This window comes from Streptomyces hawaiiensis (assembly GCF_004803895.1).
Lineage (GTDB): Bacteria > Actinomycetota > Actinomycetes > Streptomycetales > Streptomycetaceae > Streptomyces > Streptomyces hawaiiensis.
This window is the reverse complement of sequence record NZ_CP021978.1, coordinates 7,936,802-7,959,198: the sequence shown is the minus strand read 5'-3', so window position 1 is coordinate 7,959,198 and position 22,397 is coordinate 7,936,802. Positions and strand designations below refer to the sequence as shown.

Genomic DNA, 22,397 nt, shown 5'->3' with positions numbered 1-22,397 from the left:
GCCGGCAGCGCCCCGGTGTGAGACTGCTGGACGACGCACCCGGACAGCACGCGAGGGGAGACGAAGTGGCGACGGCGGAGACCGGCGACGGTCGTCTGGAGGAGTTCCTCGCCGACCCGGGGACCGCGGCGCTGGACCTGACCACCGCCGCGGCCTGCTGCACCAAGGCCCTGGGGATCCCGCACTCCGTGGTCTACCTGGCCGACATCCAGCAACGCCGGCTCGTGCCGCTCACCGACGTCACCTCGTCCCTCCTCGTCGACGACTCACTCGCGGGCTGGACCTACCGCACCCAGTCGCTGCGCGTGGCGGAGTCCGAGTCCGGCGGCATGACCGCCTGGCTGCCCCTGGTGGACGGCGCGGAACGCCTCGGCGTCCTCGCCGTGCACGCGCCCGCGCTGACGCCGGCCGTCCTGCACAGCGGCCGGGCCCTCGCCACGCTGATCGCGATGATGATCACGTCCAGCCGGGCGTACGAGGACTCCTTCGTCCGGCGCACGCGCATGCACCGGATGCGCCTGCCGGCCGAGATGCTGCGCGCCTTCCTGCCGCCCCGCACGATCGGCACCGCCCACGTCGTGTCCACGGCCGTGCTGGAACCGGCCTACGAGATCGGCGGGGACGCCTTCGACCACTCACTGACCGAGACGACCCTGCACGCCACGGTCCTCGACGCCATGGGCCACGACCTGGCCTCCGGGCTCACCACGGCCGTGTCGCTGGCGGCGTGCCGCAACGCCCGGCGGACCGGCGCGGATTTGCCGGAGCTGGTGCAGGGCGTCGACGACGCGCTGGCGCAGTGGCTTCCCGACCAGTTCTGCACGGGCGTCCTGGCCCAGCTGGACCTGGTCTCGGGAGTGCTGCGATGGACCAACTGCGGTCATCCGACCCCGCTCGTGATCCGTGACCGGCGGCTGCTCGTCGACGCCATGCTGCGCGAGCCGGACCCGCCGATGGGCCTGCCGTCCCTGCTCGCCGGACGCAGGCGGCCGGTGCACGAGATCGCGTTGAAGCCCGGCGACCGGGTGCTGATGTACACCGACGGGGTCACCGAGGCGCGGTCCGAGGACGGCGGGGAGTTCGGCCTGGAGCAGTTCGCCGACTACATCATCCGGGCGACGGCCGCCGGTGAGCTGGCGTCCGAGACACTGCGGCGCCTCATCCACTCCATCCTCGACTCCTCCACCAGCCGGCTGCGGGACGACGCGACCATCCTGATGTTCGAGTGGACACCGCCCCCACGGTGACGCGGGTCCGGGTCACTTCAGCAGCCGGGACATCCTGCGGTCCGCCAGCGGCTTGCCGCCCGTCTGGCAGGTCGGGCAGTACTGGAGCGAGGAGTCGGCGAAGGACACCTCGCGGACGGTGTCGCCGCACACCGGGCAGGGCTCGCCGGTGCGGCCGTGGACGCGCAGTCCGCTCTTCTTCTCGGCCTTCAGCCGCCCGGCCGCCACGCCGCGGGAGCGTTCGACCGCCTCGGTGAGCGTGTCGCGCAGGGCCGCGTACAGCCGCCCGGTCTCCTCCTCGCTCAGGGACGCCGCCAGCTTGAAGGGCGACATCCTCGCCGCGTGCAGGATCTCGTCGCTGTAGGCGTTGCCCACGCCTGCGATCAGGCTCTGGTCCCGCAACGCGCCCTTGAGCTGCCGCCGTTCACCGGCCAGGAGTTCCGCGAGGCGCCGCTCGTCGAAGTCGTCGGCGAGCGGGTCCGGGCCGAGCCGGGCCACGCCCGGGACCTCTCGCGGATCGCCCACGACGTACACCGCGAGCCGCTTCTGGGTGCCGGCCTCGGTCAGGTCGAAACCGGCGCCGGTCTCCAGGGCCACCCGCAGCGCGAGGGGGCCCTTGCCGGGGCGGGGCGGGCCGTCGGGAAGGCGGTCCTTCCAGTGCAGCCAGCCCGCGCGGGCCAGGTGCGCCACGAGATGCGGGCCGTCCGCGGTCTCCAGGTCGAGGAACTTGCCGTACCGGCGTACGGCGGCGACCTCGTGGCCCTCCAGCGCGGACAGGGGCGGTTCGTACGTCTTCAGGACGCTGATCGCGACGGGCAGCACCCGTACGATCTCGTGGCCGACGAGGTGCTCGGTCAGGAAGTCCTTGAGCGCCTCGACCTCGGGGAGTTCCGGCATAGGTCCAGAGTGCCACGCGCGGTCAGCCGCGGCCGGGCACCACGAACTCGCACCACACGGCCTTGCCACCGCCCCGGGCCTCCACGCCCCATACGTCGGTGAGCAGCTCGACCAGGAGCAGGCCCCGCCCGGAGACGCCCGAGTCGCCCGCCTCGCGGCGGCGCGGCAGGGCGCTGGAGGAGTCCTCGACCTCGACGCGCAGCCGGCGCTCGGAGCCGGTGAAGGCCCGCAGGGTGAGGACGGCGGAGCCCTCGGTGTGCATCAGGGCGTTCGTGATCAGCTCGTCGGCGACCAGTTCGATCTCGTCGGCGCGGTCGCCCGCTCCCCAGCCGGCGACCGCGGTGCGGATCATGTGCCGGGCCTCGGCGAGGGCCCCGGGGTCACCGGGGGCCACGTGCCGCTGGAGCCGGCGGCCGGACTGCGGGCCGTCGGGACCGCGCCGGCGCAGCAGGAGCAGCGCCACGTCGTCGTCGCCGCCGCGCTCGGCGGCCACGTCGATGAGCCGGTCGGCGAGGTCCCGTACGTCGTCGGGGCCGGTGTCGACGAGCGCGGTGAGGGTGCGCATGCCGTCGTCGAGATCGGCGCCGGGCTGCTCGACCAGGCCGTCGGTGCACAGCAGCAGGGTGTCGCCGGGGTCGAGCTCCATGGTGCCCACCGGGTAGTCGAGCCGGCCGAACTCGGCGGACAGGCCGAGCGGCAGACCGCCCGGGACGGTGACCCGGCGGCAGGAGCCGTCGGGGTGCCGCACGAGCGGGTCGATGTGGCCGGCCCGGACCATCTGGAGCACGCCGGTGGACAGGTCGGCCTCGGCGTAGAGGCAGGTCGCGGAGCGGTCGGTGTCGAGTTCGTGCAGGAAGACGGAGGCCCGGGCCATGACGGTGGCCGGGGGGTGCCCCTCGGCGGCGTAGGCGCGCAGGACGATGCGCAACTGGCCCATGACGGCGGCCGCGTGGGTGTCGTGGCCCTGGACGTCGCCGATGACGGCGCCGACGCGGCCGCCGGGCAGCGGGATCAGGTCGTACCAGTCGCCGCCGATGTCCCGGCCGACAGTGCCCCCGATGGTGGCGGCGCGGTAGCGCACGGCGACGTCGGCGCCGGGCACGCTCGGGATGGTCCGGGGCAGCATGGCCTGCTGGAGGCCCTGCGCGAGGTCCATCTCCTGCTCGTAGAACATGGCCCGCTGCAGGCTCTGCGCGATGCTGCTGCCGAGGGCGACGAGGATGTTGCGCTCCTCGGGCGTGAACCCGTGCCGGTCGCTGTAGAGCAGACCCATCGCGCCGATCGGCCTGGCCTGGACGATGAGCGGCAGATAGGCGGCCGAGGTGATGTCGAGGTCGGTGATGTGCGGCCACAGGATCGGGTAGCGCTCGGCGAACTCCTGCGGTGACTCGATGAAGCACGGGCCGAGGGTCCGTACCGCCTCGCTCATCGGGTAGGGCTCGTCGATCCGTGTGACGCGGGTGCCGGGCACGAAGCTGTCCGAGGGGCCCTCGGCGACCAGGCGGATACGGCCGGCCTCGACCAGGCCCATGACGAGGCTGGTGGCGCCCAGGTGGACCAGGCCGTGGGTGTCCTTGAGGACGTCGATGACGTCCTGGACGGTGCGGGCGTGGGCGAGCGCGGCCGTGGTGAGTTCGACGACGCTGGTCTGCTCCCGGCGGGCCTCGTCCTTGGCGGCCTGGTCGCGGCGGGCGTCGCTCTCGCCGAGTTCCCGGGTGGCGTCCCGGATGATGCCGATGATGCGGCGGGGGCGTCCGGTGTCGTCGCGCCGGATGTAGCCCTGAGTGTGGGTCCAGCGCAGGGTGCCGTCGCGGCGGCGGATGCGGAAGTAGGCGCCGTAGTTCTCGCTGCCGTCCTTCAGGGCCTGGGAGACCGCGGTGTCCAGGCGCCGGGACTCGTCGGGCGGGACGCGCTTGGCGAGGGTCTCGGGGTGGTCGTCGTACTCGTCGGGACGCATGTCGAAGACTTCGTGGGCCTGGGCGTCCATCTGCATCAGGCCGGTGTCCAGATCCCAGTCGAAGCTGCCCATCCGGTTGAGCGCGAGGATCGGGTCCGGGTGGGCGGGCCAGTCGTCCGGGAGGGACAGGGCGCTCGCTCCCCGATCAGCCATGGGCCCACCTTGCCAGGATTCGTCCGATTCTTCGACCAGATGTGCCGAGTGTACGAGCCGCTCCGCCGGATCGGCCCTCAGTTGATGAAGACGCCTGTGGGGCTGCCGGGGATGCGGTCGGCGGCCCGGTCATCGGGAATCAGCCCGGCTCCGTCGGGCGGATCGGGGTTGTCCGGGACGGTGCCGGGGCCGACCTCGTCCGGGCCGCCGGGCTCCTCCTCGGGGGCGGCCGGCTGGTCGGGGAGCGGGGCCGTCTCGTCGGCCGGGGGCAGGGCCGGGTCCGCGCCCGGGTCCGTGCCCGTGTCCGTGTCCTGGAGATCCACGTCGGCCGGGGCGTCCCAGGGCTGGGCGGTGCCCGGGTCCGGGAGCGGGACGGCAGGGGTCTGCCGCAGGGGCGGGGACGGCGGCCGGGACGGCTCGGGGGGTGCGGTCGTCCAGACCGGAGGAGGCAGGGCCCGGTCGTGGCGTACGTCGTGGCCGGGGCGGCGTTCGATCCAGGTCCGGGTGGTGAGGTCGATGATCGTGAAGTCGGTGACGCCCCGCGGTGCGGGGGTCACGACGATCACCTCGCCGGGGCGGTAGCCGGGCCAGGGGGTGCCTCGGGTGACCGGGGTGCCGCGCAGCGCCGCCGGCGGGCGGAGCGGGTTGCCGCAGGCGCAGCGGACACGCGGCATGCCCCGGTCGTCGACCAGGACGGCGGTTCCGGCCTGGAGGACGGACTGGTAGTGGGTGATCCGTCCGGCCCGGAAGCCGTGGCCGGTGACGCGGGTGTCGGCGCGCAGCACGACAGGGGTCAGTGCGCGCACGTGGTCGGGGACGGACGCCGGGGAGATGCCCGCGACCCTGGCGAAGGCGCGGCCCCTGGCCGGGTCGCGGGTGAGATGGCCGATCTGCCGGCCGATGTCACAGCTGCCGGTCCGCTCGGTGCCGCCGTACAGGCCGGGCGTTCCGCCGGAGAGGGAGCGCGGCCCGCGCGAGGCGGGGAAGGCCCGGTCGGTGCCACCCGGCGTTCGCGGGGCGAGGGACGGGGTAGCCGCCGTGAGGGCAGTGGAGTCCGTGAAGGGGTCGGGGCCCGGGGCGGCGGCGGGCTGGAGGAAGAGTTCTCCCCGGGTGCCGGCGTCGTCGCCGTGGCCGGTCGTGCCGCCGCCGCAGCCCGAGAGGAGGAGCGCCGCCGAAAGGACGCAGGCCAGGACGAAGGTTCCGGTGGGTGTCCGCACCTCGTCCTCCCGCTCACCTCGGCCCGTTGCGGGCAACTCGTCACTATTGTTTGCTTCGCTCACCTGGGTCACGCAACCGGAGCGGCGGTACACGGAGCGTGACAACCGGGTCGGGCGCCGACCGGGAGGAGGACCGCACGGCCGTGGAGTGGTTCACCGCATCCGACTACTGGCTGACCCGCCTGGTCTTCCAGCGGGCGCTGGCCGCCATGTATCTGGTGGCGTTCCTGACGGCGGCGCTCCAGTTCCGCGCGCTGATCGGGCGGCGCGGCATGCTGCCGGTGCCGCGTTTCGTGGAGCGGGTGCCGTTCAGGCGGGCGCCGAGCCTGTTCCAGCTGCATTACTCGGATCGCTTCTTCGCGCTCTGCGCCTGGGCGGGCTGCGCGGTCTCGGCGGCGCTGCTGGCCGGGCTGGACTCGCTGCTGCCGCTGTGGGGCGGCATGCTGCTGTGGCTGGTGCCCTGGATGCTCTACCTGTCGATCGTCAACGTCGGGCAGACCTGGTACTCGTTCGGCTGGGAGTCACTGCTGCTGGAGGTCGGTTTCCTCGCCGTGTTCCTCGGCAACGACGAGGTGGGGCCGCCGGTCGTGGTGCTGTTCCTGCTGCGGTGGATCCTGTTCCGCGTGGAGTTCGGCGCGGGGCTGATCAAGATGCGCGGCGACGCGTGCTGGCGGAAGCTCACCTGTCTGGACCACCATCACGAGACCCAGCCGATGCCGGGCCCGCTGAGCTGGTTCTTCCACCATCTGCCCAGGCCCCTGCACCGCGTCGAGGTGGCCGCGAACCATGTCACCCAGCTCGTGGTGCCGTTCCTGCTGTTCGCCCCGCAGCCCGTCGCCACGGCCGCAGCGTCGCTGATGATCGTCACCCAGCTGTGGCTGGTGCTGTCGGGCAACTTCTCCTGGCTGAACTGGATCACGATCGTGCTGGCGCTGTCGGCGCTGCGCTTCCCGGCCGATGCGCCGGACGTGCCCGACGCCCCGCTCTGGTACGTCGTGGTGGTGCTGGCGGTGTCCGCGCTGCTGGTGGGCCTCGGTTACCGGCCGGTCCGCAACATGCTCTCCCGCCGCCAGGTCATGAACCGCTCCTTCGACCCGCTCCACCTGGTCAACACCTACGGGGCGTTCGGCAGTGTGAGCCGGGTGCGGTACGAGGTGGTGGTGGAGGGCACCTCGGACGACGTACCGCGTGCCGACTCGGGCTGGCGGGAGTACGAGTTCAAGGGCAAGCCGGGCGATCCCCGGCGCTGGCCGCGTCAGTTCGCGCCCTACCATCTGCGGCTCGACTGGCTGATGTGGTTCGCGGCCCTCTCCCCCGCCTACGCCGAACCCTGGTTCGGCACGCTGGTGGAGCGGCTGCTGGAGAACGACCGGGACACCCTGAAGCTGCTGCGCCGCTCGCCGTTCCCGCCGGACGAACCCCCGCGGTACGTGCGCGCCCGTCTGTTCCGCTACCGCTACACGACGTGGCGCGAGCTACGGGAGACGGGCGCGTGCTGGGAGCGGACGTTCGTACGGGAGTACCTGCCGCCGACGCGGCTGGCGGAGCCGGTTCAGAGGCCGTAGACGCGGGTGGCGGTGGTTGTGAAGATCTGCGCGTGATCGTGCGGGTCGGTCAGCCGGCGCGTGGACCGCAGGATGTCGCCGTACGTCGCGCCGAGGGTGGACACCGGCCAGTCCGAGCCGTACATCAGCCGGCCGGGCCCGAAGGCCTCCAGGGCCACGTCGGCGTAGGGGCGCAGGTCCTCGACGGTCCAGGAGGCGAGGTCGGCCTCGGTGACCAGGCCGGACAGTTTGGCGACCGTGTTGGGCAGGGCGGCGAGGGCGCGCAGGCCGGACGCCCAGGGTTCGAGGGCGCCGGAGGCGACGGGCGGTTTGCCCAGGTGGTCGAGGACGAAGGTGAGGCCGGGCAGGGAGGCGGCGGCCTTGACGCAGGCGGGCAGTTGGTGCGGGACTACCACCAGGTCGTAGACGAGTCCGGCGTCGGCGACGGCGGCCAGTCCGCGGTGTACGTCCGGGCGGAGCAGCCAGTCCGGGTCGGGTTCGCCCTGTACCTGGTGGCGGATGCCCTTGAGGTACCGGCCGCCGGGAAGTTCCCGCAGCCGGGCGAGGTCGTCGGCGATGTCGGGGCGGGTGAGGTCGGTCCAGCCGACGACGCCCGCGATCAGGTCGTGTGCGTCGGCCAGGGCCAGGAACTCGGGGGTCTCCTCGGGCACGGTGACCGTCTGGACGAGGACCGTGCGGGTCACTCCGGCGGCTCTTGCCTCGGGTTCGAGGTCCCTCATGGTGAAGTCGCGGCGCAGCGGGGCGAGTTCCGGGCCGGTGATCCAGTCCTGGTCGCGGACGGACAGGTTCCACAGGTGGTGGTGGGCGTCGACGACGGTCATGACGGCAGCTCCCAGACGACGGGCAGGCCGGCGTCCGCGCCTTCGCCGGAGTAGTCGTGCACGGCGTCCAGCAGCTCGGCCATGCGGGCCTGCCAGGCGACGTTGACCGGCAGCTTCTCCAGTTCGGCCAGGAGACGGGCGTAGTCGTCGCACTCCAGGACGTGGAACAGATCCGTCCCACTGCGCCAGATCGTCCAGGAGACGGCGCCGGCGGCGCGGATGGCGTGGACGAGCTCCTCGGGGACCTCGCGGTGGGCGGCCTCGTACGCGGCGATGCGGTCGGCGCGGACCTTGGTGTGCAGGGCGACCCTCATGACGGCTCCTTCGGCGCCTCGCCGGGAACGGGTGCCTCGGTGGGCAGCAGACCCTTCGCCCGCAGGTCCTGCCAGAACGCGGCGGGCATCCGGGCGGCGAACTGGTGGGCGCAGTCGCGCACTTCGTGCGCCGAGCGGGCCCCGACGAGGACGCTGGCTACGGCCGGGTGGGCGGCGCAGAAGGCCAGGGCGGCGGCACGCAGCGTGGTGCCGTGACGGTCGGCGACGGACTTCAGTCGCAGGGCACGGTCGACCAGTTCGGAGGGGGCGACGGTGTAGTTGTACCTCGCCCCGGGCTCGGGGTTGGCCAGCAGACCGGAGTTGAAGGCGCCGCCGATGACGACGGACGTGCCGCGTTCGTGGGCCGCGGGCAGCAGGTCGGCGAGGGCGCTCTGGTCGAGCAGGGTGTAGCGGCCGGCGCACAGCACCACGTCGACGTCGGTGTCCCGGACGAAGCGGGTGAGCATCTCCGCCTGGTTCATCCCGGCGCCGATCGCGCCGACCACACCCTCGGAACGGAGCTTCTCCAGCGCCGGGTATCCCTCCCTGAAGGCCGCTTCGGCGTGCTCGTCGGGGTCGTGGAGGTAGACGACGTCGACCCGGTCGAGGCCGAGGCGTTCCAGGCTGGACTCCAGGGTGCGGCGGATGCCGTCGGCGCTGAAGTCCCACACCCGGCGGTGGGTCGCGGGCACGGCGAAGCCGCCCGCCAGGTCGTCGCCGGTGCCGTCCGTGGGTTCCAGGCGGCGGCCCACCTTGGTGGAGACGGTGTACCGGTCGCGGGGCCGGTCGCGCAGGGCGGCGCCGAGGCGGCGTTCGGACAGGCCGAGGCCGTAGTGCGGGGCGGTGTCGAAGTAACGGATGCCCCGCTGCCAGGCGGCCTCCACGGCCTCGTGCGCCTGTTCCTCGCCGACCTCCGTGTACAGGTTGCCGATGGCGGCGGCGCCGAAGGACAGGGCGCTGACCTCGACGGCGCTGCGGCCGAGCCGGTTCACCGGGCCACCGGGCGCAGCCGCAGGCCCTGCATGCCGCCGTCGACGGCGAGCGCGGTGCCGGTGGTGGCACCGGCCAGGGGGCTCGCCAGGTAGGCGATGGCACCCGCGACCTCGGCCGGGGAGACCAGTCGGCCGGTGGGCTGGCGGGCTTCCAGGGCGGCGCGTTCGGCGGCCGGGTCGGGCGCGGCGTCCAGGAGGCGGCCGACCCACGGGGTGTCGACGGTGCCCGGGTTGACGCAGTTGACGCGGATGCCCTCGCGGACGTGGTCGGCGGCCATGGCGAGGGTGAGGGAGTACACCGCGCCCTTCGTGGCGCTGTACAGGGTGCGCTGCGGCAGGCCCGCGGTGGCGGCGATGGAGCAGGTGTTGACGATCGCCGCGTGCGCGGAGGCGCGCAGGTGGGGCAGGCAGGCGCGGGTGGTGCGGACCATGCCGACGACGTTGACGTCGTAGACGCGGTGCCATTCGTCGTCGGGGTTGTCCTCGACGGTGCCCTGGGCGCCGATACCGGCGTTGTTGATCAGAACGTCCAGACCGCCCAGGTCGGCGACCGCCGCCGCGACCGCCTCACGCACGGACGCGTCGTCGGTGACGTCCGCGCGGTGGCCGAGGAGTGGCTTGTCGACCGGCGACGGGTCCAGGTCGAGGACGGCGACCCGGGCGCCGCGCTCGGCCAGGAGGTCGGCGGTGGCCCGGCCGATGCCGGAGGCGCCGCCCGTCACCAGGGCCTTCAGACCCTTGAAGTCGCTCATGAAACCTGCCCCTTCCGGAGGTCGGCGGCCCAGAACTCGCCGCCCGGGTAGGTGTACCGCGCCAGCGACTCGGGCCGCATGGCCGCCGAGAAGCCCGGCGCGGTGGGTGCCGTGTAGTGACCTTCACGGATCACCACCGGGTCGAGGAAGTGGTCGTGCAGATGGTCGACGTACTCGATGACGCGGTCCTCGGTGGTGCCGGTGAGGGCCACGTAGTCGAACATCGACAGGTGCTGGACGAGTTCGCACAGGCCGACGCCGCCCGCGTGTGGGCAGACCGGTACGCCGAACTTGGCGGCGAGCAGCAGGATCGCGAGGTTCTCGGGGACGCCGCCGACGCGGGCCGCGTCGATCTGGACGATGTCGAGTGCGCCCGCCTGGAGGAGCTGCTTGAAGACGATCCGGTTCTGCGCGTGCTCGCCCGTGGCGACCTTCACGGGGGCGACGGCCCGCCGGATCGCCGCGTGGCCGAGGATGTCGTCGGGGCTGGTGGGCTCCTCGATCCAGTACGGGTCGAACTCGGCGAGGGCCTTGGTCCAGCGGATCGCCTCGTCGACGTCCCAGCGCTGGTTGGCGTCGACGGCCATGCGGAGGTCGGGGCCGATGACCGAACGCGCCACGCGGCAGCGGCGGATGTCGTCGTCGAGGTCGGCGCCGACCTTGAGTTTGATCTGCCGGAAGCCGTCGGCGACGGCCTCGGCCGCGAGCCGGGTCAGTTTCTCGTCGTCGTAGCCGAGCCAGCCGGGCGAGGTGGTGTAAGCGGGGTAGCCGCGCTCCATCAGGCGGGCGGTGCGCTCCTCGGCGCCCTTCCGGCCCTGGCGCAGCAGGGTCAGGGCCTCCTCGGGGGTGAGGGCGTCGGTGAGGTAGCGGAAGTCGACCTGGCGTACGAGCCATTCGGGTTCGGCCTCGGCGAGCAGCCGCCACAGCGGCAGGCCGGCGCGCTTGGCGGCCAGGTCCCACACGGCGTTGACGACGGCGCCGATCGCCATGTGCATCACGCCCTTCTCGGGTCCGAGCCAGCGCAGCTGACTGTCGCCGATCAGGTCGCGGTTGAGGAGGGAGGGGTCGGCGCACAGCTCGTCCAGGTCACGGCCGACCAGGTGTCCGCGCAGCGCGTCGATCGCGGCGACCTGCACCTCGTTGCCCCGCCCGATGGTGAAGGCGAATCCGTGCCCCTCGTGCCCGTCGGCCGCGTCCGTGCGCAGGACGACGTAGGCCGCCGAGTAGTCGGGGTCCGGGTTCATCGCGTCGGAGCCGTCGAGCTCGCGCGAGGTGGGGAAACGGATGTCGTGGGTGTCGACCGCGGTGATGCGGGCGGGCGTCGGGGACACGGAGGTCCTTTCGGGTCGGGTGCGGGGGCGGGGACGTCAGTCCTGGGCGCGGCCGGTGGTGACCCGGGCGATCATGAGGGCGACCAGGATGATCCCGCCGTAGATGGCCTGGATCCAGAACGACGGCACCTGCGCGAGGGTGAGCAGGTTCTGCACGACCCCCAGCAGCAGTACGCCGGTGAGGGCGCCGAACATGGTGCCTTTGCCGCCGTCGAGGGCGATGCCGCCGATCACCGCGGCCGCGAACACCGTGAAGATCATGTTCTGGCCCTGGTTGGCGCTGATCGCGCCGACGTAGCCGGTCTGCATGATGCCGCCGACCGCGGCGAGGACGCCCGCGACGACGAACACGCCGAGCATGACGCGCTCCACGCGGATGCCCGCCGCCCGGGCCGCGTCCGCGTTGCCGCCGATGGCGTACAGGGCGCGTCCGACCCTGTGGTACTTCAGGACCAGCCCGGCGACCGCGAAGGCGATCGCGGCCAGCCACACCGACAGCGGCACCGTGAGGAAGGTGGTGGTGGCCAGCGAGTAGAAGCTGTCGGGCATGCCGAAGAGCGTCTTGCCCTTGGTCGCGCCGACCAGCAGGCCGCGCAGCACGATCAGCATCGCCAGCGTCACGATGAACGCGTTGAGCTTGAACTTCACGACCAGGACGCCGTTGAAGGCGCCGATGGTCGCGCCCGCGACCAGGACCGCCAGCAGGGCGAACGCGGCGGGGAATTCGGTGCCCCAGCCGGACTGGGCGGCCGGCAGCACGAGCAGCGCCCCGACGGCGGGCGCGATGCCGACCACCGATTCCAGGGACAGGTCGAACTTGCCGGTGATGAGGACGAGCGACTCGGCGAGCACGACCATCGCGAGGGCGGCGGAGGCGCCGAGGATCGAGATCAGGTTGCGCTCGGTGAGGAACGAGTCGTTGACGATCGTGCCGAGCACCATGAGCAGCAACAAGGCCGGTACGAGGGCCAGTTCGCGAGCCCTGCGCAACAGTACGGTCCTCGCCGACCCGGTGCCGGTCACGAGCACCGGCTTCACCGGCGGGGCCTTGGTGTCAGCCATGGTCCACTCCTTCGATGGAGGCGATGAGCTCGTGGTCGCGCCAGCCCGAACGGTGCTCGGCGACGACACGGCCGTGGAAGAGGACGAGGACCCGGTCGCAGCGTCTGAGGTCGTCGAGTTCGTCGGAGACGACGAGCACGGCGGTGCCGTCCTCGCGGGCGCTGTCGACGCGGGCGAGCAGGGATTCCTTGGACTTCACGTCGACGCCCGCGGTCGGGTTGACGAGGACCAGGAGCCGCGGGTCGGAGGCGAGGGCCCGGGCCATGACCACCTTCTGCGCGTTGCCGCCGGACAGGTCCGAGACGGGCTGCTCGGGGCCCTCGGCGTGGATGTCGAGCCGTTCGATCAGCGCGGTGGCGACGCCGCGTTTGCGGTCGGTGCCGACGAAGCCGAAGCGGCCGAGCCGTTCCAGCACGCTGAGGGTGGCGTTGTCGCCGATGGACATGCCGAAGACCAGGCCCTGCTCGTGCCGGTCGCGGGGCACGAAGCCGACTCCCGCTTCGAGGGCCCCCCGGACGTCGCCGAACGGCAGTGGCGCTCCCTCCAGCCGGGCCGTCCCGCTGGTGGGTGTGTGCAGTCCCGTGAAGGTCTCGGCCAGCTCGTTCTTGCCGCTGGCGCTGGACCCGGCGAGTCCGACGACCTCTCCGCGGCGCACGGTGAGGTCGACGTTCTCGTAGGCCGTCGAACGCAGGCCGCGGACGTCGAGGAGCACGGGGCCCGCGGCCTCGACGGTCCGCTGCCGCTCGGCCTGTTCGGTGATCGTCTCCCCCGCCATGGCCTCCACCAGCGCCTGGCGCGGGAGGTCGGCGACCGGTGCGGTGGTGATCCAGCGGGCGTCGCGCAGGACCGTGACGGTCTGGCAGACCTCGTACACCTCCTGGAGGTGGTGCGAGATGAACAGGAAGGTGACGCCGGAGTTCTGCAGGGCCCGCATCCGGGTGAAGAGGCGCTCTATCTCCCGGTTGTCGAGCTGCGCGGTGGGTTCGTCGAGGACGATGAAGCGGGCGCCGAAGCTCAGGGCCCGGGCGATCTCCACCATCTGCCGGTCCTCGACCCTGAGGTCGGCGGTGCGGGCCTCGGGGTCGACGCGCACGTCCCAGGTGGCGAGCAGGGCGGCGGCTTCGGACCGCAGCCGGCGCCAGCTGATGAAGCCCCGGCGCAGCGGCTGCCGGTTGATGAACAGGTTCTCGGCGACGGTCAGTTCGGGGACGACCGTCGGGTGCTGGTAGACGCAGGCGACCTTGCGGCGCCAGGCGTCCCGGTCGGTGAGCGGGGGCGCGGGTTCGCCGTCGAAGCTGACGGTGCCCTCGTCGGGGGCCTGGAGCCCGGTGAGGATGCGGACCAGGGTCGACTTGCCCGCTCCGTTGCGGCCGACCAGGGCGTGGGACTCGCCGGGCAGGACGGTGAGCCGGCCGTCGGCGAGGGCGGTGGTGGGGCCGTAGCGCTTGACGACGCCCCGCGCTTCCACGAGTGACGTCGTCATTGGACCGTGTTGCCCCAGAGCTCGGGGTCGTCGACGTTGTCCTTGGTGACCAGCGGCGCGGGCAGCTGGTCCTCCAGGATGCCGCTGGGCAGCTTGACGATGGTCGAGTCGTGGTCCGTCGGGCCCGGCTTGAACGTCTTCCCCCGCATCGCCGCCTTGATGTAGTACATGCCGTACTTGGCGTAGGCGTCGGCGGGCTGCGAGACGGTCGCGTCGATCTCGCCCTTGCGGATCGCGTCGAACTCCTGCGGGATGCCGTCGTTGGAGACGATGGCGATGTGGCCCTGCTGCCCGGCCTTCTTCAGCATGCCCTTGGACTTGAGGGTCTGGAGGGTGGGCGCGAGGTAGACGCCGCCCGCCTGCAGGTAGATGCCCTTGATGTCGGGGTTGGCGTTGAGGAGGGTGTCGAGCTTGGAGGCCGCCGTGTCGGACTCCCACTTGGCCGGGATCTCCAGCACCTTCAGCTTCGGGAAGTTCTTCTTCACACAGGCGCGGAACGCCTCGGAGCGGTCGCGGCCGTTGACCGAGGCGAGGTCGCCCATGATCTGCACGACCTTGCCGGAGGTGAGGTGCTCGCCGAGGTACTGGCAGGCCTTCTCGCCGTAGGCGACGTTGTTCGCCCGGACCACCATGGCGACCTTGCCCTTGTCGGGCGCCACGTCCACGGCGACGACCGGCACGCCCTTGCGTTCGGCCTGGTCGAGACCGGCCTCGATGGCGGCGCTGTCCAGCGGGGCGACGACCAAGCCCTTGACGCCCTGGTTCAGCTGGTTGTTGATGTCGGTGATCTGCTGCGAGGGGTCGCTGTTGGAGTTGACGGTCTTCATCGCGTCCACGCCCTCGGACTTCGCCATCTTGGGCACGTAGTCGTTGTACGACTGCCAGAACGGCGAGGTCAGCAGGGGCAGCACCACCCCGACCTTGCCGGTGCCGTCACCGCCTCCGGCCCCGGAGGCGCCGGTGTCCTCGGTGCTGCCGCAGGCGGCGAGCACCAGGGAGGCTCCGGCGGCCAGGGCCACCGCGCCGAGGATCCGGGACGTGGTCCGCTTGCGCACTGTGCTTCCGGGCATATCAGGGGGCTCCCATCGACCGGTCTTCCAGCAGATGCCCGCATATTTATCAGACCACTTCCCCGCCAGAACACCCTCTGACGCGGATTTTCGCGCTTCTGGGACCATAGTGGTCCGACCACCCTGCTGGTTAGACTGCGCCGGAGCACGGTGATCGGAGGAATGGCGTGGACGACGAGACAGCCCCGCAGAAGGGCACCGTGACGCAGCGCGCCATCGACCGGATCAAGGCGATGATCGGCGAGGGCCGGCTGGAGCCGGGCCAGCGGTTGCCGACCGAGCGCGATCTGGCCGTCCAGCTCGGCATCTCCCGCAGTTCGATGCGGGAGGCGATCCGCGCGCTCACGGTGCTGGGCGTGCTGGAGGCCCGGCACGGCTCGGGCATCTACGTGACGCAGCTGGAGGCCGGCGACCTGCTGGAGACCTTCGGGGTCGTGGCCGATCTGTCGCGCGGCCCGCAGCTGGTGGAGCTGCTGGAGATCCGGCGGATCCTGGAGTCGACGGCGACGGCACTGGCCGCCGCGCGGATCACCGCGGACCAGCTGGCCGAGGTGGAGAAGCACCTGGCGGCGATGAACGCCACGGACGATCCGGAGGAGATCCTCGCCCACGACCTGGCCTTCCACCGGGAGATCGCGGCGGCCGCGGGCAACGAGACCATGGCCGCGATCCTGGAGGGCCTGTCCTCGCGGACGTTCCGCGCCCGTGTCTGGCGCGGCTACCAGGAAGAGGGCGCCTTCGCCCGCACCCGCCGCGAGCACGCCGCGATCCATCGGGCCCTGGCGGCCCACGACCCGGAGGCGGCCCGCGCGGCGGCGGCCGCGCACGTGGGCGAGGTGGAGCAGTGGCTCCGGGCACAGCTCGGGCCCTAGGAGCATCCCAGGGCCCGGTACCGCGTGGTTACTTGAACTGACCCGGCTGGTAGTCCCCGGCCGGCTGCTCAAGCATCACGTTCAGCCGGTTCGCGGTGTTCATGAAGGCGATCAGGGTCACCAGCGCCATGAGCCCGTCCTCGTCGTAGTGCTTGGCGGCCCGCTCCCACACGTCGTCCGGCACCCCGCCGGCGCTGTCCGCGATCCGGGTCCCCTGCTCGGCCAGCTCCAGCGCGGCGCGCTCGGCCTCCGTGAAGACCGTGGCCTCCCGCCACGCCGCGACCAGGTGAAGACGTACGGCGCTCTCCCCCGCGGCGGTGGCCTCCTTGGTGTGCATGTCGATGCACACCGCGCATCCGTTGATCTGGCTCACCCGCAGCGAGACCAGCTCCCGTGTGGCGGCCGGCAGCGGTGACTCCACCACCAGCCGTCCCACGGCGGTGAACTGCTTGACGAGCTTGCTCGCGCTCGGGGAGGCGAAGATGTCCAGTCGTGCGCTCATGGTGAGCTCCTCTGCCGTTGTCGGTGCGTACACCCCTATGAGGCAGCGGCCCATCACGATGTGACACGCACGAATGTGACCTGCGTCTCCCGCTGCCCTCCGGCGGGACGCGGTCCCGGTCAGAGCTACCCTCCCGTGGTCGACGGGGTCACACTGGACCGTATGCGGCTTCGGGGCACCGCCTGCGCGGCCGCCGGACTGCTGCTGGCCCTCGCGACGGGCTGCACCGGCGGTGCGGAGGGCAGCGCGCCCGAGACCTCTGTGACGTCGGCCCGCGCCACCGGCGAGAGCCCGCGCCGCACGCCCTCCCCCACCCCGGCCGACCCCGTCTCCCTCCGGGCTCTGATGCAGCGCGAGCACACCGGCTCCGGCCTGCGCCTCGGCGCGGTGCTCGACCGCACCTCCGCCTACACCCGCTACGCCGTCACCTACGAGGCGAACGGCCTGACGATCTCGGGGATCATGAACATCCCGCAGGGCGAGGGCCCCTTCCCGGCGCTGGTGCTGGCGCATGGCCACATCGACCCGGACGTCTACTTCAGCGGCCAGGGCATGCCCCGCGAGCAGGACCGTCTGGCCCGCAGCGGCTACGTCGTCCTGCACACCGACTACCGCAACCACGCCCGCTCCGACAAGGACCCGGACAACGACGTGAACCTGCGGCTCGGCTACACCGAGGACGTCATCGGCGCCGCCCTGGCCCTGCGCGACTCCGGGCGCCCCGAGATCGACAGCGACCGCATCGGGCTGTTCGGGCGGTCCATGGGCGGCGGGGTCGTGTACAACACACTGGTCGTGGCGCCCGGTCTGTTCGACGCGGCGGTCGCGTACGCCCCGGTCAGCGCGCGGCCGCAGGAGAACATCGACCACTTCCAGCGGCCTGACGGTGACCCGCTCGTCACCGAGATCGAGGACAGGCACGGCACGCCCGAGGAGAACCCGGCGTTCTGGCGCGGCGTCTCCCCCCTCACCCACGCCGACCGCATGACCGAGCCCCTGCTGATCCAGCACGGCACCGCGGACGACACCTGCCCCCGCGCTGGTCACGCGAGGCCGCCGCGGTGTTCGAGAAGGCGGGCAAGGACGTCGAGCTCCGCACCGTCACCGGCGAGGGGCACACGTTCGGGCCGAAGTGGGCGGCCTCGATGGACGTCACCGAAACCTTCCTCGAGCGCCATCTGCGCTGAACCGGCCGCGGCAGGGCCCCCGCCCTCGGCATCGGCCCGGCCCCGGCATGGCCGGCGACCTCGACGCACGGCCTTCACCGGGTGCACAGTTCTCCCTACGTACTCGTCAGTAAGTCCGCCCTCTCCCCTCCGAGGAGCCGCTGTGACCACCTGGGCCGCCCGCACCGCCGCCGAGATATCCGCCGCCGTACGCGACAAGCGGGTGACGCCTCGCGAGGTGGTCGCCGAGCACCTGGCCCGGATCGAGCGGCTCGACGCCCGGGTCGGGGCCTTCCGCGCGGTGCGGGCCGATGCGGCCCTGGCCGAGGCCGACGAGGTGGCGGCACGCGGCGACTTCGCCGAGCTGCCGCTGGCCGGGGTGCCCGTGGCCGTCAAGGACAACCTCGCCGTGCGCGGTGAGTCCCGGCGGGTCGGCTCGGCCGCGACACCGGACACGCCGGCCGCGCGGGACCATGTGACGGTGGCCAGGCTGCGGGCGGCGGGCGCGGTGGTCGTAGGCCTGACGAACGTCCCCGAACTGTGCGTCTTCGGCACCACGGACGGTGTGCTGGGCATCGCCCGCAACCCCTGGGACCCCTCGCGTTCGGTGGGCGGTTCGTCGGGCGGCAGCGCGGCCGCCGTCGCCGCCGGGATGGTTCCGATCGCCCTCGGCAACGACGGCATGGGCTCGTTGCGCATACCGGCCGCCAACTGCGGCCTGGTCACCATCAAGCCGGGGCAGGGGGTGGTCCCGACCGGTGAAGGGGACAGCACCTGGTTCGGCATGTCGGAGAACGGGCCGCTCGCCACGACCGTCGAGGACGCCCGCCTGATGTTCTCGGTCCTCGCCGGCGTCGAACCCGGCCCCGTGTCCGCGCCGGGCGTCCTGCGGGTCGCGGTGTCGCTGCGCAGTCCGCTGGCCGGTGTCGCCATCAGCCGCCCGTACGCGGCGGCCGCCCGGGACGCGGCCGGGCTGCTGATGAGGGCGGGCCATCAGGTCCGGCGCGCCGACCCGCCCTACCCGCTGTCCCTCGCCACGACCTCCCTGGCTCACTGGACGGCGGGCACCGCCGCGGACGCCCGGCCCCTCGACCCCGGCTGCTGACCCGGCGTACCCGCGTCCACGCCAGGCTCGGCCGCCCGTTCCTGCGCACCGTGAGCTCGGGGGCGGGCCGGGAGCAGCTGCGCCGGCGGCTGGAGCCGTTCTTCGCCGAGCACGACGTGCTGCTCACGCCCGCGCTGGCCCGGCGCTCCCCGAAGGCCGGGCCGTGGCACGAGCGGGGCTGGCTGAGCAATGTGCTGGCGAACACGAACTACTCGCCCCTGACGCCTCCGTGGAACCTGACCGGCTGGCCGGCCATGTCCGTCCCCTGCGGGACTCTCCCCTCCGGCGCCCCGTGTGCCGTGCAGTTGGTGGGCCGCCCCGGCACGGAGTCCCAACTCCTGGATCTGGCCGGGCAGCTGGAGGAACGAAATCCGTGGCAGCGTACGGCGCCGATGGACTAAGGTCGGCCGGGTGACTGCCGGGTCGGCCATAGGCCATGTACGAGTGAGGCGCCCGGCCTCGACGTGAGCGCGGCGGGGGTGACCCCGCCCGGGCCCGTCCGAGAGCCGGAGAGGGCACGCGCCCCGCCTCTCGTCCTTGGTGTCTTGCACCCCTCGCGCCTCAGTGGCGCTTCACCACGGACCCCACGACCCGGAGACGAACTCACCCATGTCCCACACCCAGCACGCTCCCGAACCGCCGACCACGGTCGCCCACCTGAACCACACCGCCGTCTACGCCTCCGACCGCCACCTGTCCGCGGAGTTCCTGGCGGCCGTCCTGGGCCTGCGGATCGGCGCCCCCTTCGGCCCGTTCCTGCCCGTCGACCTGGGCAACGGCGTGACCCTCGACTACTACGAGAAGACCGACGAGCCGATCCAGTCGCAGCACTACGCCTTCCTCGTGCCCGAGGAGCAGTTCGACGGCATGATCGGCCGTCTGGAGGCGATCGGCGTCACCTACTACGCCGACCCGAGCCACACGCGGCCCGGCCGGGTCAACGACCTCTTCGGCGGTCGTGGCGCCTACTTCGACGACCCGGACGGCCACAACATGGAGATCATGACCCGGCCGTACGCCCGGCCCTGACAGCCGCGACGGCCCGGTCGGTCTACAACGCCCGGTACATGATGTGCAGCCCCACCCGGCCGTGCCGGGGGTGGTCGAACGCGTCGGGCACCGTGCCGAGGATCGTGAAGCCGAGGGACGTCCACAGTGTCACGGCCGGGTTGGTCTCGACGACGGCGTTGAACACCATGCCCCGGTAGCCGGCGGCCCGGGCTTCGGCCAGGAGGTGTTCGGCGAGGGCCCGGCCGTAGCCCCGGCCGCCCTGACCGGGGTCGACCATGAAGCCGGCGTTGGCGATACCGGCGGCCGGGCCACCGTAGTTGGGGGTGAGGTAGGCGGAGGCGACGACACCCCCGCTGTCGTCCTCGACGACGTAGACGCTTTTCGCCGGGTTCATCCACAGGACCCGGGCCTCCTCCTCGGAGGTGCCCGGGTCCCATGCGTAGGTCTCGCCCGCGGCGACGATGCGGTGCCAGAACGGCCAGATGCGAGGCCAGTCGTCAGCCGTTGCTTGCCTGATCAGCATGGTCGTGAGTCTGGCACGCCCATGAGCTGCGATCGCGGTGGGGGCTGCCCGCTGTCAGTCGACGCTGGGCAGGATGTGGGGCTCTGCGAGGTCCTCCTCGTAGCCCGCGAGGCGGATCGGGGCCGAACGGGCCCACACGTCGAGGCTGCCGAGCTCGTCGACCCGTCGGCCGGCGCGCTCGCCGCGTTCCTTGGGGCGCTGATCGCGATTCGTCTTCTCCGGTGTCACCGCGCACTCCTTATGTGTCGGTCACCCTCGGGACGCACGCGCCGGTCCTGCTGCGCCTGACGCCCGCTCGGGCCTCTATGTCAAAAGCAGTTCGGACGCGGTGGCGCCGGTCGACTCACGGGAGAGCAGGCCGTGGTGAACCGGCTGGTCCCATGACGGACCATGGGTGTGGGTAGGACCCCGTGCTGCTGTCCGTCCGCATCAGACTAACCAAATGAGCGGGGCCCCGCTCGATGGGGCTGAAAACAACCGGTAACGATCGCGCGTCACCAGTCGGTCAACTCGCGTTTACGTACGGTTTTGTAGACAGAAGGGCGTTTTGCGAATCACTCGAACGGCGTACGTCGGTGACGGCGCTTTCCAGCCGGTCGCGCGGTTGAGGTGCCGTTGGCCGTGTCGCAGGCTCGCGGACGCCCCGGTCCGGGCCCGGCCTCCTCGCCCTGCGCCAGGCATCCGAGGAGGGCCGCACCGCCGGTTTCGACGCCGGGGCCCCGGATGACCAGCGCAGGGCCTCTGACTGCCCGCGGCGCGCAACTCCCGCCTCGCAGCCGTCGAACGCCTCGTCACGGGAAACGCGCGACTACCACTTCCCGGGCGCGTAGTCCTTCAGGAAGACCCCGTACAGATCCTCTCCCACCTCGCCCCGCACGATCGGGTCGTAGACCCGGGCCGCACCGTCGACCAGGTCGAGCGGCGCGTGGAACCCGGCCTCGGCAAGCCGCAGCTTGTCGTAGTGCGGCCGCTCGTCCGTGATCCACCCCGTGTCCACCGAGGTCATCAGAATGCCGTCGGTCTGGAACATCTCCTGCGCGCTGGTCCGCGTCACCATGTTCATCGCGGCCTTCGCGGCATTGGTGTTCGGATGCCCCGCGCCCTTGTACCCGCGCCCGAAGACCCCCTCCATCGCGGAGACGTTCACGACGTACGCGCGCCCGCTCTCCGCCTTCTTCGCGGCCTCGGCCATGGCCGGCCGCAACTTGCTGATCAGGATGAACGGCGCCGTGTAGTTGCACAGCTGCGTCTCCAGCAGCTCGACGGGCGAGATCTGCTCGATCGTCTGCACCCAGGTGTTGGAGTCGACCACGTCGGGCACGAGCCCGCCCGCGTCGATCGCCGTGCCGTCCAGGTGCCGCTCGACGCTGGCGTTGCCCGCGACCAGGGCGAGGTCGGCGACCTGCTGGGCGTCGAGCCCGCTCGTACCGAGGGGCAGGGCGGCGATACCGTCGACCGCGCCGGAGTTGAAGGCGCCGATGACGTGGTGGGCGGGCAGCTCACCGGCGGGCAGCGGGGCGCTCTCGCCCTCGACCAGCGCGGCGTAGGCGGAGGGCAGGCGGCGCACGGTCTGCGTCGCGTTGTTGACGAGGATGTCGAGCGGGCCCGCCTCGGCGACCTGGTCGGCGAGGGCCACGGCCTGGGCCGGGTCGCGCAGGTCGATGCCGACGACCTCCAGGCGGTGCATCCAGTCCGCGGAGTCGTCCATCGCCTTGAAGCGGCGGATGGCGTCCTTCGGGAAACGCGTGGTGATCGTGGTGTGCGCGCCGTCGCGCAGCAGCCTCAGCGCGATGTACATGCCGATCTTGGCCCGGCCGCCGGTGAGCAGCGCGCGCTTGCCGGTGAGGTCGGCGCGGACGTCGCGCTTCTCGCGGTTCTGGCGGGCGCAGTCCGGACAGAGCTGGTGGTAGAAGTAGTCGACTTCCACGTACCGGGCCTTGCAGGTGTAGCAGGAACGCGGGCGCTGGAGTATCCCGGCGACCCTGCCCTCCTCGGTGTGCGAGGAAGGCAGCAGGCCTTCGGTCTCGTCGTCGATGCGCCGGGCGGAGCCGGTCGCCGTGGCCTCCGTGACCGCCTTGTCGTGGGCGGTCTTGGCGGCCCGGCGCTCCTGGCGCCGGCGCTGCTTGACCGTGCGGTAGACGCCGGCCGTGGCCCGGCGCACCGCGATGGCGTCCGGGTGGTCGACCTCCAGCTTGTCGAGTTCCTCGAGCACGCTGAGGCAGACGGCCAGCCGCTCCGGGTCGATGCCGGGTCCGTACGAGAGCGCGCTCGCCTCGTCCATGGCCTGCGGGCCGTCCTCTGTCACCGTCATCGCCGCTGTCGTTCCCTGCTCTGCCGTCGCGGCGCGCCGGTCGCGCCCGCTTTCGAAGGGCGAATTT

19 protein-coding genes and 2 pseudogenes are annotated in these 22,397 nt (G+C 72.1%); 6 read left to right on the top strand and 15 right to left on the bottom strand.

Annotated features, from left to right (window positions below):
- Positions 1-65: 65 nt before the first annotated feature.
- Positions 66-1,247 carry a PP2C family protein-serine/threonine phosphatase gene (locus tag CEB94_RS36160; protein ID WP_175436161.1) on the top strand — a complete coding sequence of 394 codons (1,182 nt, stop codon included), beginning with the start codon at positions 66-68 and terminating at the stop codon, positions 1,245-1,247.
- 12 nt (positions 1,248-1,259) lie between these two features.
- Here the strand turns inward: CEB94_RS36160 and CEB94_RS36155 are convergent, their stop codons facing one another.
- The 3 genes from CEB94_RS36155 to CEB94_RS36145 form a co-directional block, all read right to left on the bottom strand.
- Positions 1,260-2,123 carry an Fpg/Nei family DNA glycosylase gene (locus CEB94_RS36155; protein ID WP_175436160.1) on the bottom strand — a complete coding sequence of 288 codons (864 nt, stop codon included), beginning with the start codon at positions 2,121-2,123 and terminating at the stop codon, positions 1,260-1,262.
- Positions 2,124-2,145: 22 nt separating this feature from the next.
- A complete protein-coding gene (locus tag CEB94_RS36150) occupies positions 2,146-4,233 on the bottom strand; it encodes a SpoIIE family protein phosphatase (protein ID WP_175436159.1) in 2,088 nt (695 codons plus the stop codon).
- Between the two features lie 77 nt (positions 4,234-4,310).
- On the bottom strand, positions 4,311-5,450 hold the full coding sequence (locus CEB94_RS36145; protein ID WP_175436158.1) for a DUF6777 domain-containing protein: 1,140 nt from the start codon (positions 5,448-5,450) through the stop codon (positions 4,311-4,313).
- A gap of 143 nt (positions 5,451-5,593) precedes the next feature.
- Here CEB94_RS36145 and CEB94_RS36140 point away from each other — a divergent pair, with 143 nt between their 5' ends.
- Entirely contained in the window at positions 5,594-7,015 is a 1,422-nt protein-coding gene (locus CEB94_RS36140; RefSeq protein ID WP_175437312.1) for a lipase maturation factor family protein, read from the top strand.
- Here CEB94_RS36140 and CEB94_RS36135 read toward each other — a convergent pair.
- Genes CEB94_RS36135 through CEB94_RS36100 form a run of 8 tightly spaced genes read right to left on the bottom strand, consistent with a single transcriptional unit; the run spans position 7,003 to position 14,840 of the window.
- Positions 7,003-7,836 carry an amidohydrolase family protein gene (locus CEB94_RS36135; RefSeq protein ID WP_175436157.1) on the bottom strand — a complete coding sequence of 278 codons (834 nt, stop codon included), beginning with the start codon at positions 7,834-7,836 and terminating at the stop codon, positions 7,003-7,005. The genes CEB94_RS36140 and CEB94_RS36135 overlap by 13 nt on opposite strands.
- Positions 7,833-8,150, bottom strand: coding sequence for an L-rhamnose mutarotase (locus tag CEB94_RS36130; protein WP_175436156.1), 318 nt, complete (start codon positions 8,148-8,150; stop codon positions 7,833-7,835). The genes CEB94_RS36135 and CEB94_RS36130 overlap by 4 nt, the downstream gene beginning before the upstream one ends.
- Positions 8,147-9,142: an aldo/keto reductase gene (locus tag CEB94_RS36125; RefSeq protein ID WP_175436155.1), complete on the bottom strand. Its 996-nt coding sequence runs from the start codon at positions 9,140-9,142 to the stop codon at positions 8,147-8,149. Before CEB94_RS36125 ends, CEB94_RS36130 begins: the two co-directional genes overlap by 4 nt.
- The gene (locus CEB94_RS36120) at positions 9,139-9,894 is read right to left on the bottom strand and encodes an SDR family NAD(P)-dependent oxidoreductase (RefSeq protein ID WP_175436154.1); all 756 of its coding nucleotides are present in this window, start codon (positions 9,892-9,894) and stop codon (positions 9,139-9,141) included. Before CEB94_RS36120 ends, CEB94_RS36125 begins: the two co-directional genes overlap by 4 nt.
- The gene (locus tag CEB94_RS36115) at positions 9,891-11,225 is read right to left on the bottom strand and encodes an L-fuconate dehydratase (protein ID WP_175436153.1); all 1,335 of its coding nucleotides are present in this window, start codon (positions 11,223-11,225) and stop codon (positions 9,891-9,893) included. Before CEB94_RS36115 ends, CEB94_RS36120 begins: the two co-directional genes overlap by 4 nt.
- A gap of 36 nt (positions 11,226-11,261) precedes the next feature.
- Entirely contained in the window at positions 11,262-12,287 is a 1,026-nt protein-coding gene (locus tag CEB94_RS36110) for an ABC transporter permease (protein ID WP_175436152.1), read from the bottom strand.
- Positions 12,280-13,770 (bottom strand): sugar ABC transporter ATP-binding protein, encoded by a 1,491-nt coding sequence (locus tag CEB94_RS36105; protein WP_175436151.1) that lies wholly within the window; start codon positions 13,768-13,770, stop codon positions 12,280-12,282. The genes CEB94_RS36110 and CEB94_RS36105 overlap by 8 nt, the downstream gene beginning before the upstream one ends.
- The gene (locus tag CEB94_RS36100) at positions 13,767-14,840 is read right to left on the bottom strand and encodes a sugar ABC transporter substrate-binding protein (RefSeq protein ID WP_175436150.1); all 1,074 of its coding nucleotides are present in this window, start codon (positions 14,838-14,840) and stop codon (positions 13,767-13,769) included. Before CEB94_RS36100 ends, CEB94_RS36105 begins: the two co-directional genes overlap by 4 nt.
- A gap of 167 nt (positions 14,841-15,007) precedes the next feature.
- On the opposite strand from CEB94_RS36100, the gene CEB94_RS36095 reads away from it, so the two are divergent.
- Positions 15,008-15,712 (top strand): FadR/GntR family transcriptional regulator, encoded by a 705-nt coding sequence (locus CEB94_RS36095; protein ID WP_175436149.1) that lies wholly within the window; start codon positions 15,008-15,010, stop codon positions 15,710-15,712.
- Positions 15,713-15,740: 28 nt separating this feature from the next.
- On the opposite strand, the gene CEB94_RS36090 is transcribed toward CEB94_RS36095, so the two are convergent.
- Entirely contained in the window at positions 15,741-16,214 is a 474-nt protein-coding gene (locus CEB94_RS36090; protein ID WP_175436148.1) for a carboxymuconolactone decarboxylase family protein, read from the bottom strand.
- A 162-nt stretch (positions 16,215-16,376) separates the two neighbouring features.
- Between CEB94_RS36090 and CEB94_RS42010 the strand changes: the two are divergent.
- The 3 genes and pseudogenes from CEB94_RS42010 to CEB94_RS36075 all read left to right on the top strand — a co-directional run.
- Positions 16,377-17,192: pseudogene (locus CEB94_RS42010) on the top strand (alpha/beta hydrolase family protein); the annotation flags it as partial.
- A gap of 351 nt (positions 17,193-17,543) precedes the next feature.
- Positions 17,544-18,886, top strand: a pseudogene (locus CEB94_RS36080) (amidase).
- Between the two features lie 208 nt (positions 18,887-19,094).
- Entirely contained in the window at positions 19,095-19,514 is a 420-nt protein-coding gene (locus CEB94_RS36075) for a VOC family protein (RefSeq protein ID WP_175436147.1), read from the top strand.
- Between the two features lie 22 nt (positions 19,515-19,536).
- Here the strand turns inward: CEB94_RS36075 and CEB94_RS36070 are convergent, their stop codons facing one another.
- The 3 genes from CEB94_RS36070 to CEB94_RS36060 all read right to left on the bottom strand — a co-directional run bounded on the left by CEB94_RS36070 (position 19,537) and on the right by CEB94_RS36060 (position 22,330).
- A complete protein-coding gene (locus CEB94_RS36070) occupies positions 19,537-20,019 on the bottom strand; it encodes a GNAT family N-acetyltransferase (RefSeq protein ID WP_175436146.1) in 483 nt (160 codons plus the stop codon).
- A gap of 54 nt (positions 20,020-20,073) precedes the next feature.
- Positions 20,074-20,247: a hypothetical protein gene (locus CEB94_RS36065; protein ID WP_102913158.1), complete on the bottom strand. Its 174-nt coding sequence runs from the start codon at positions 20,245-20,247 to the stop codon at positions 20,074-20,076.
- Positions 20,248-20,827: 580 nt separating this feature from the next.
- Complete coding sequence (locus CEB94_RS36060; protein ID WP_175436145.1) at positions 20,828-22,330, bottom strand: SDR family NAD(P)-dependent oxidoreductase; 1,503 nt, start codon at positions 22,328-22,330, stop codon at positions 20,828-20,830.
- Between the last annotated feature and the right edge of the window lie 67 nt (positions 22,331-22,397).

Excerpts from the sequence above, each read along its gene's own strand:
- CEB94_RS36155 (WP_175436160.1), bottom strand. The coding sequence starts at position 2,123 with ATGCCGGAACTCCCCGAGGTCGAGGCGCTCAAGGACTTCCTGACCGAG.
- CEB94_RS36150 (WP_175436159.1), bottom strand. The coding sequence starts at position 4,233 with ATGGCTGATCGGGGAGCGAGCGCCCTGTCCCTCCCGGACGACTGGCCC.
- CEB94_RS36135 (WP_175436157.1), bottom strand. The coding sequence starts at position 7,836 with ATGACCGTCGTCGACGCCCACCACCACCTGTGGAACCTGTCCGTCCGC.
- CEB94_RS36130 (WP_175436156.1), bottom strand. The coding sequence starts at position 8,150 with ATGAGGGTCGCCCTGCACACCAAGGTCCGCGCCGACCGCATCGCCGCG.
- CEB94_RS36120 (WP_175436154.1), bottom strand. The coding sequence starts at position 9,894 with ATGAGCGACTTCAAGGGTCTGAAGGCCCTGGTGACGGGCGGCGCCTCC.
- CEB94_RS36110 (WP_175436152.1), bottom strand. The coding sequence starts at position 12,287 with ATGGCTGACACCAAGGCCCCGCCGGTGAAGCCGGTGCTCGTGACCGGC.
- CEB94_RS36105 (WP_175436151.1), bottom strand. The coding sequence starts at position 13,770 with ATGACGACGTCACTCGTGGAAGCGCGGGGCGTCGTCAAGCGCTACGGC.
- CEB94_RS36100 (WP_175436150.1), bottom strand. The coding sequence starts at position 14,840 with ATGCCCGGAAGCACAGTGCGCAAGCGGACCACGTCCCGGATCCTCGGC.
- CEB94_RS36090 (WP_175436148.1), bottom strand. The coding sequence starts at position 16,214 with ATGAGCGCACGACTGGACATCTTCGCCTCCCCGAGCGCGAGCAAGCTC.
- CEB94_RS36075 (WP_175436147.1), top strand. The coding sequence starts at position 19,095 with ATGTCCCACACCCAGCACGCTCCCGAACCGCCGACCACGGTCGCCCAC.
- CEB94_RS36070 (WP_175436146.1), bottom strand. The coding sequence starts at position 20,019 with ATGCTGATCAGGCAAGCAACGGCTGACGACTGGCCTCGCATCTGGCCG.
- CEB94_RS36060 (WP_175436145.1), bottom strand. The coding sequence starts at position 22,330 with ATGACGGTGACAGAGGACGGCCCGCAGGCCATGGACGAGGCGAGCGCG.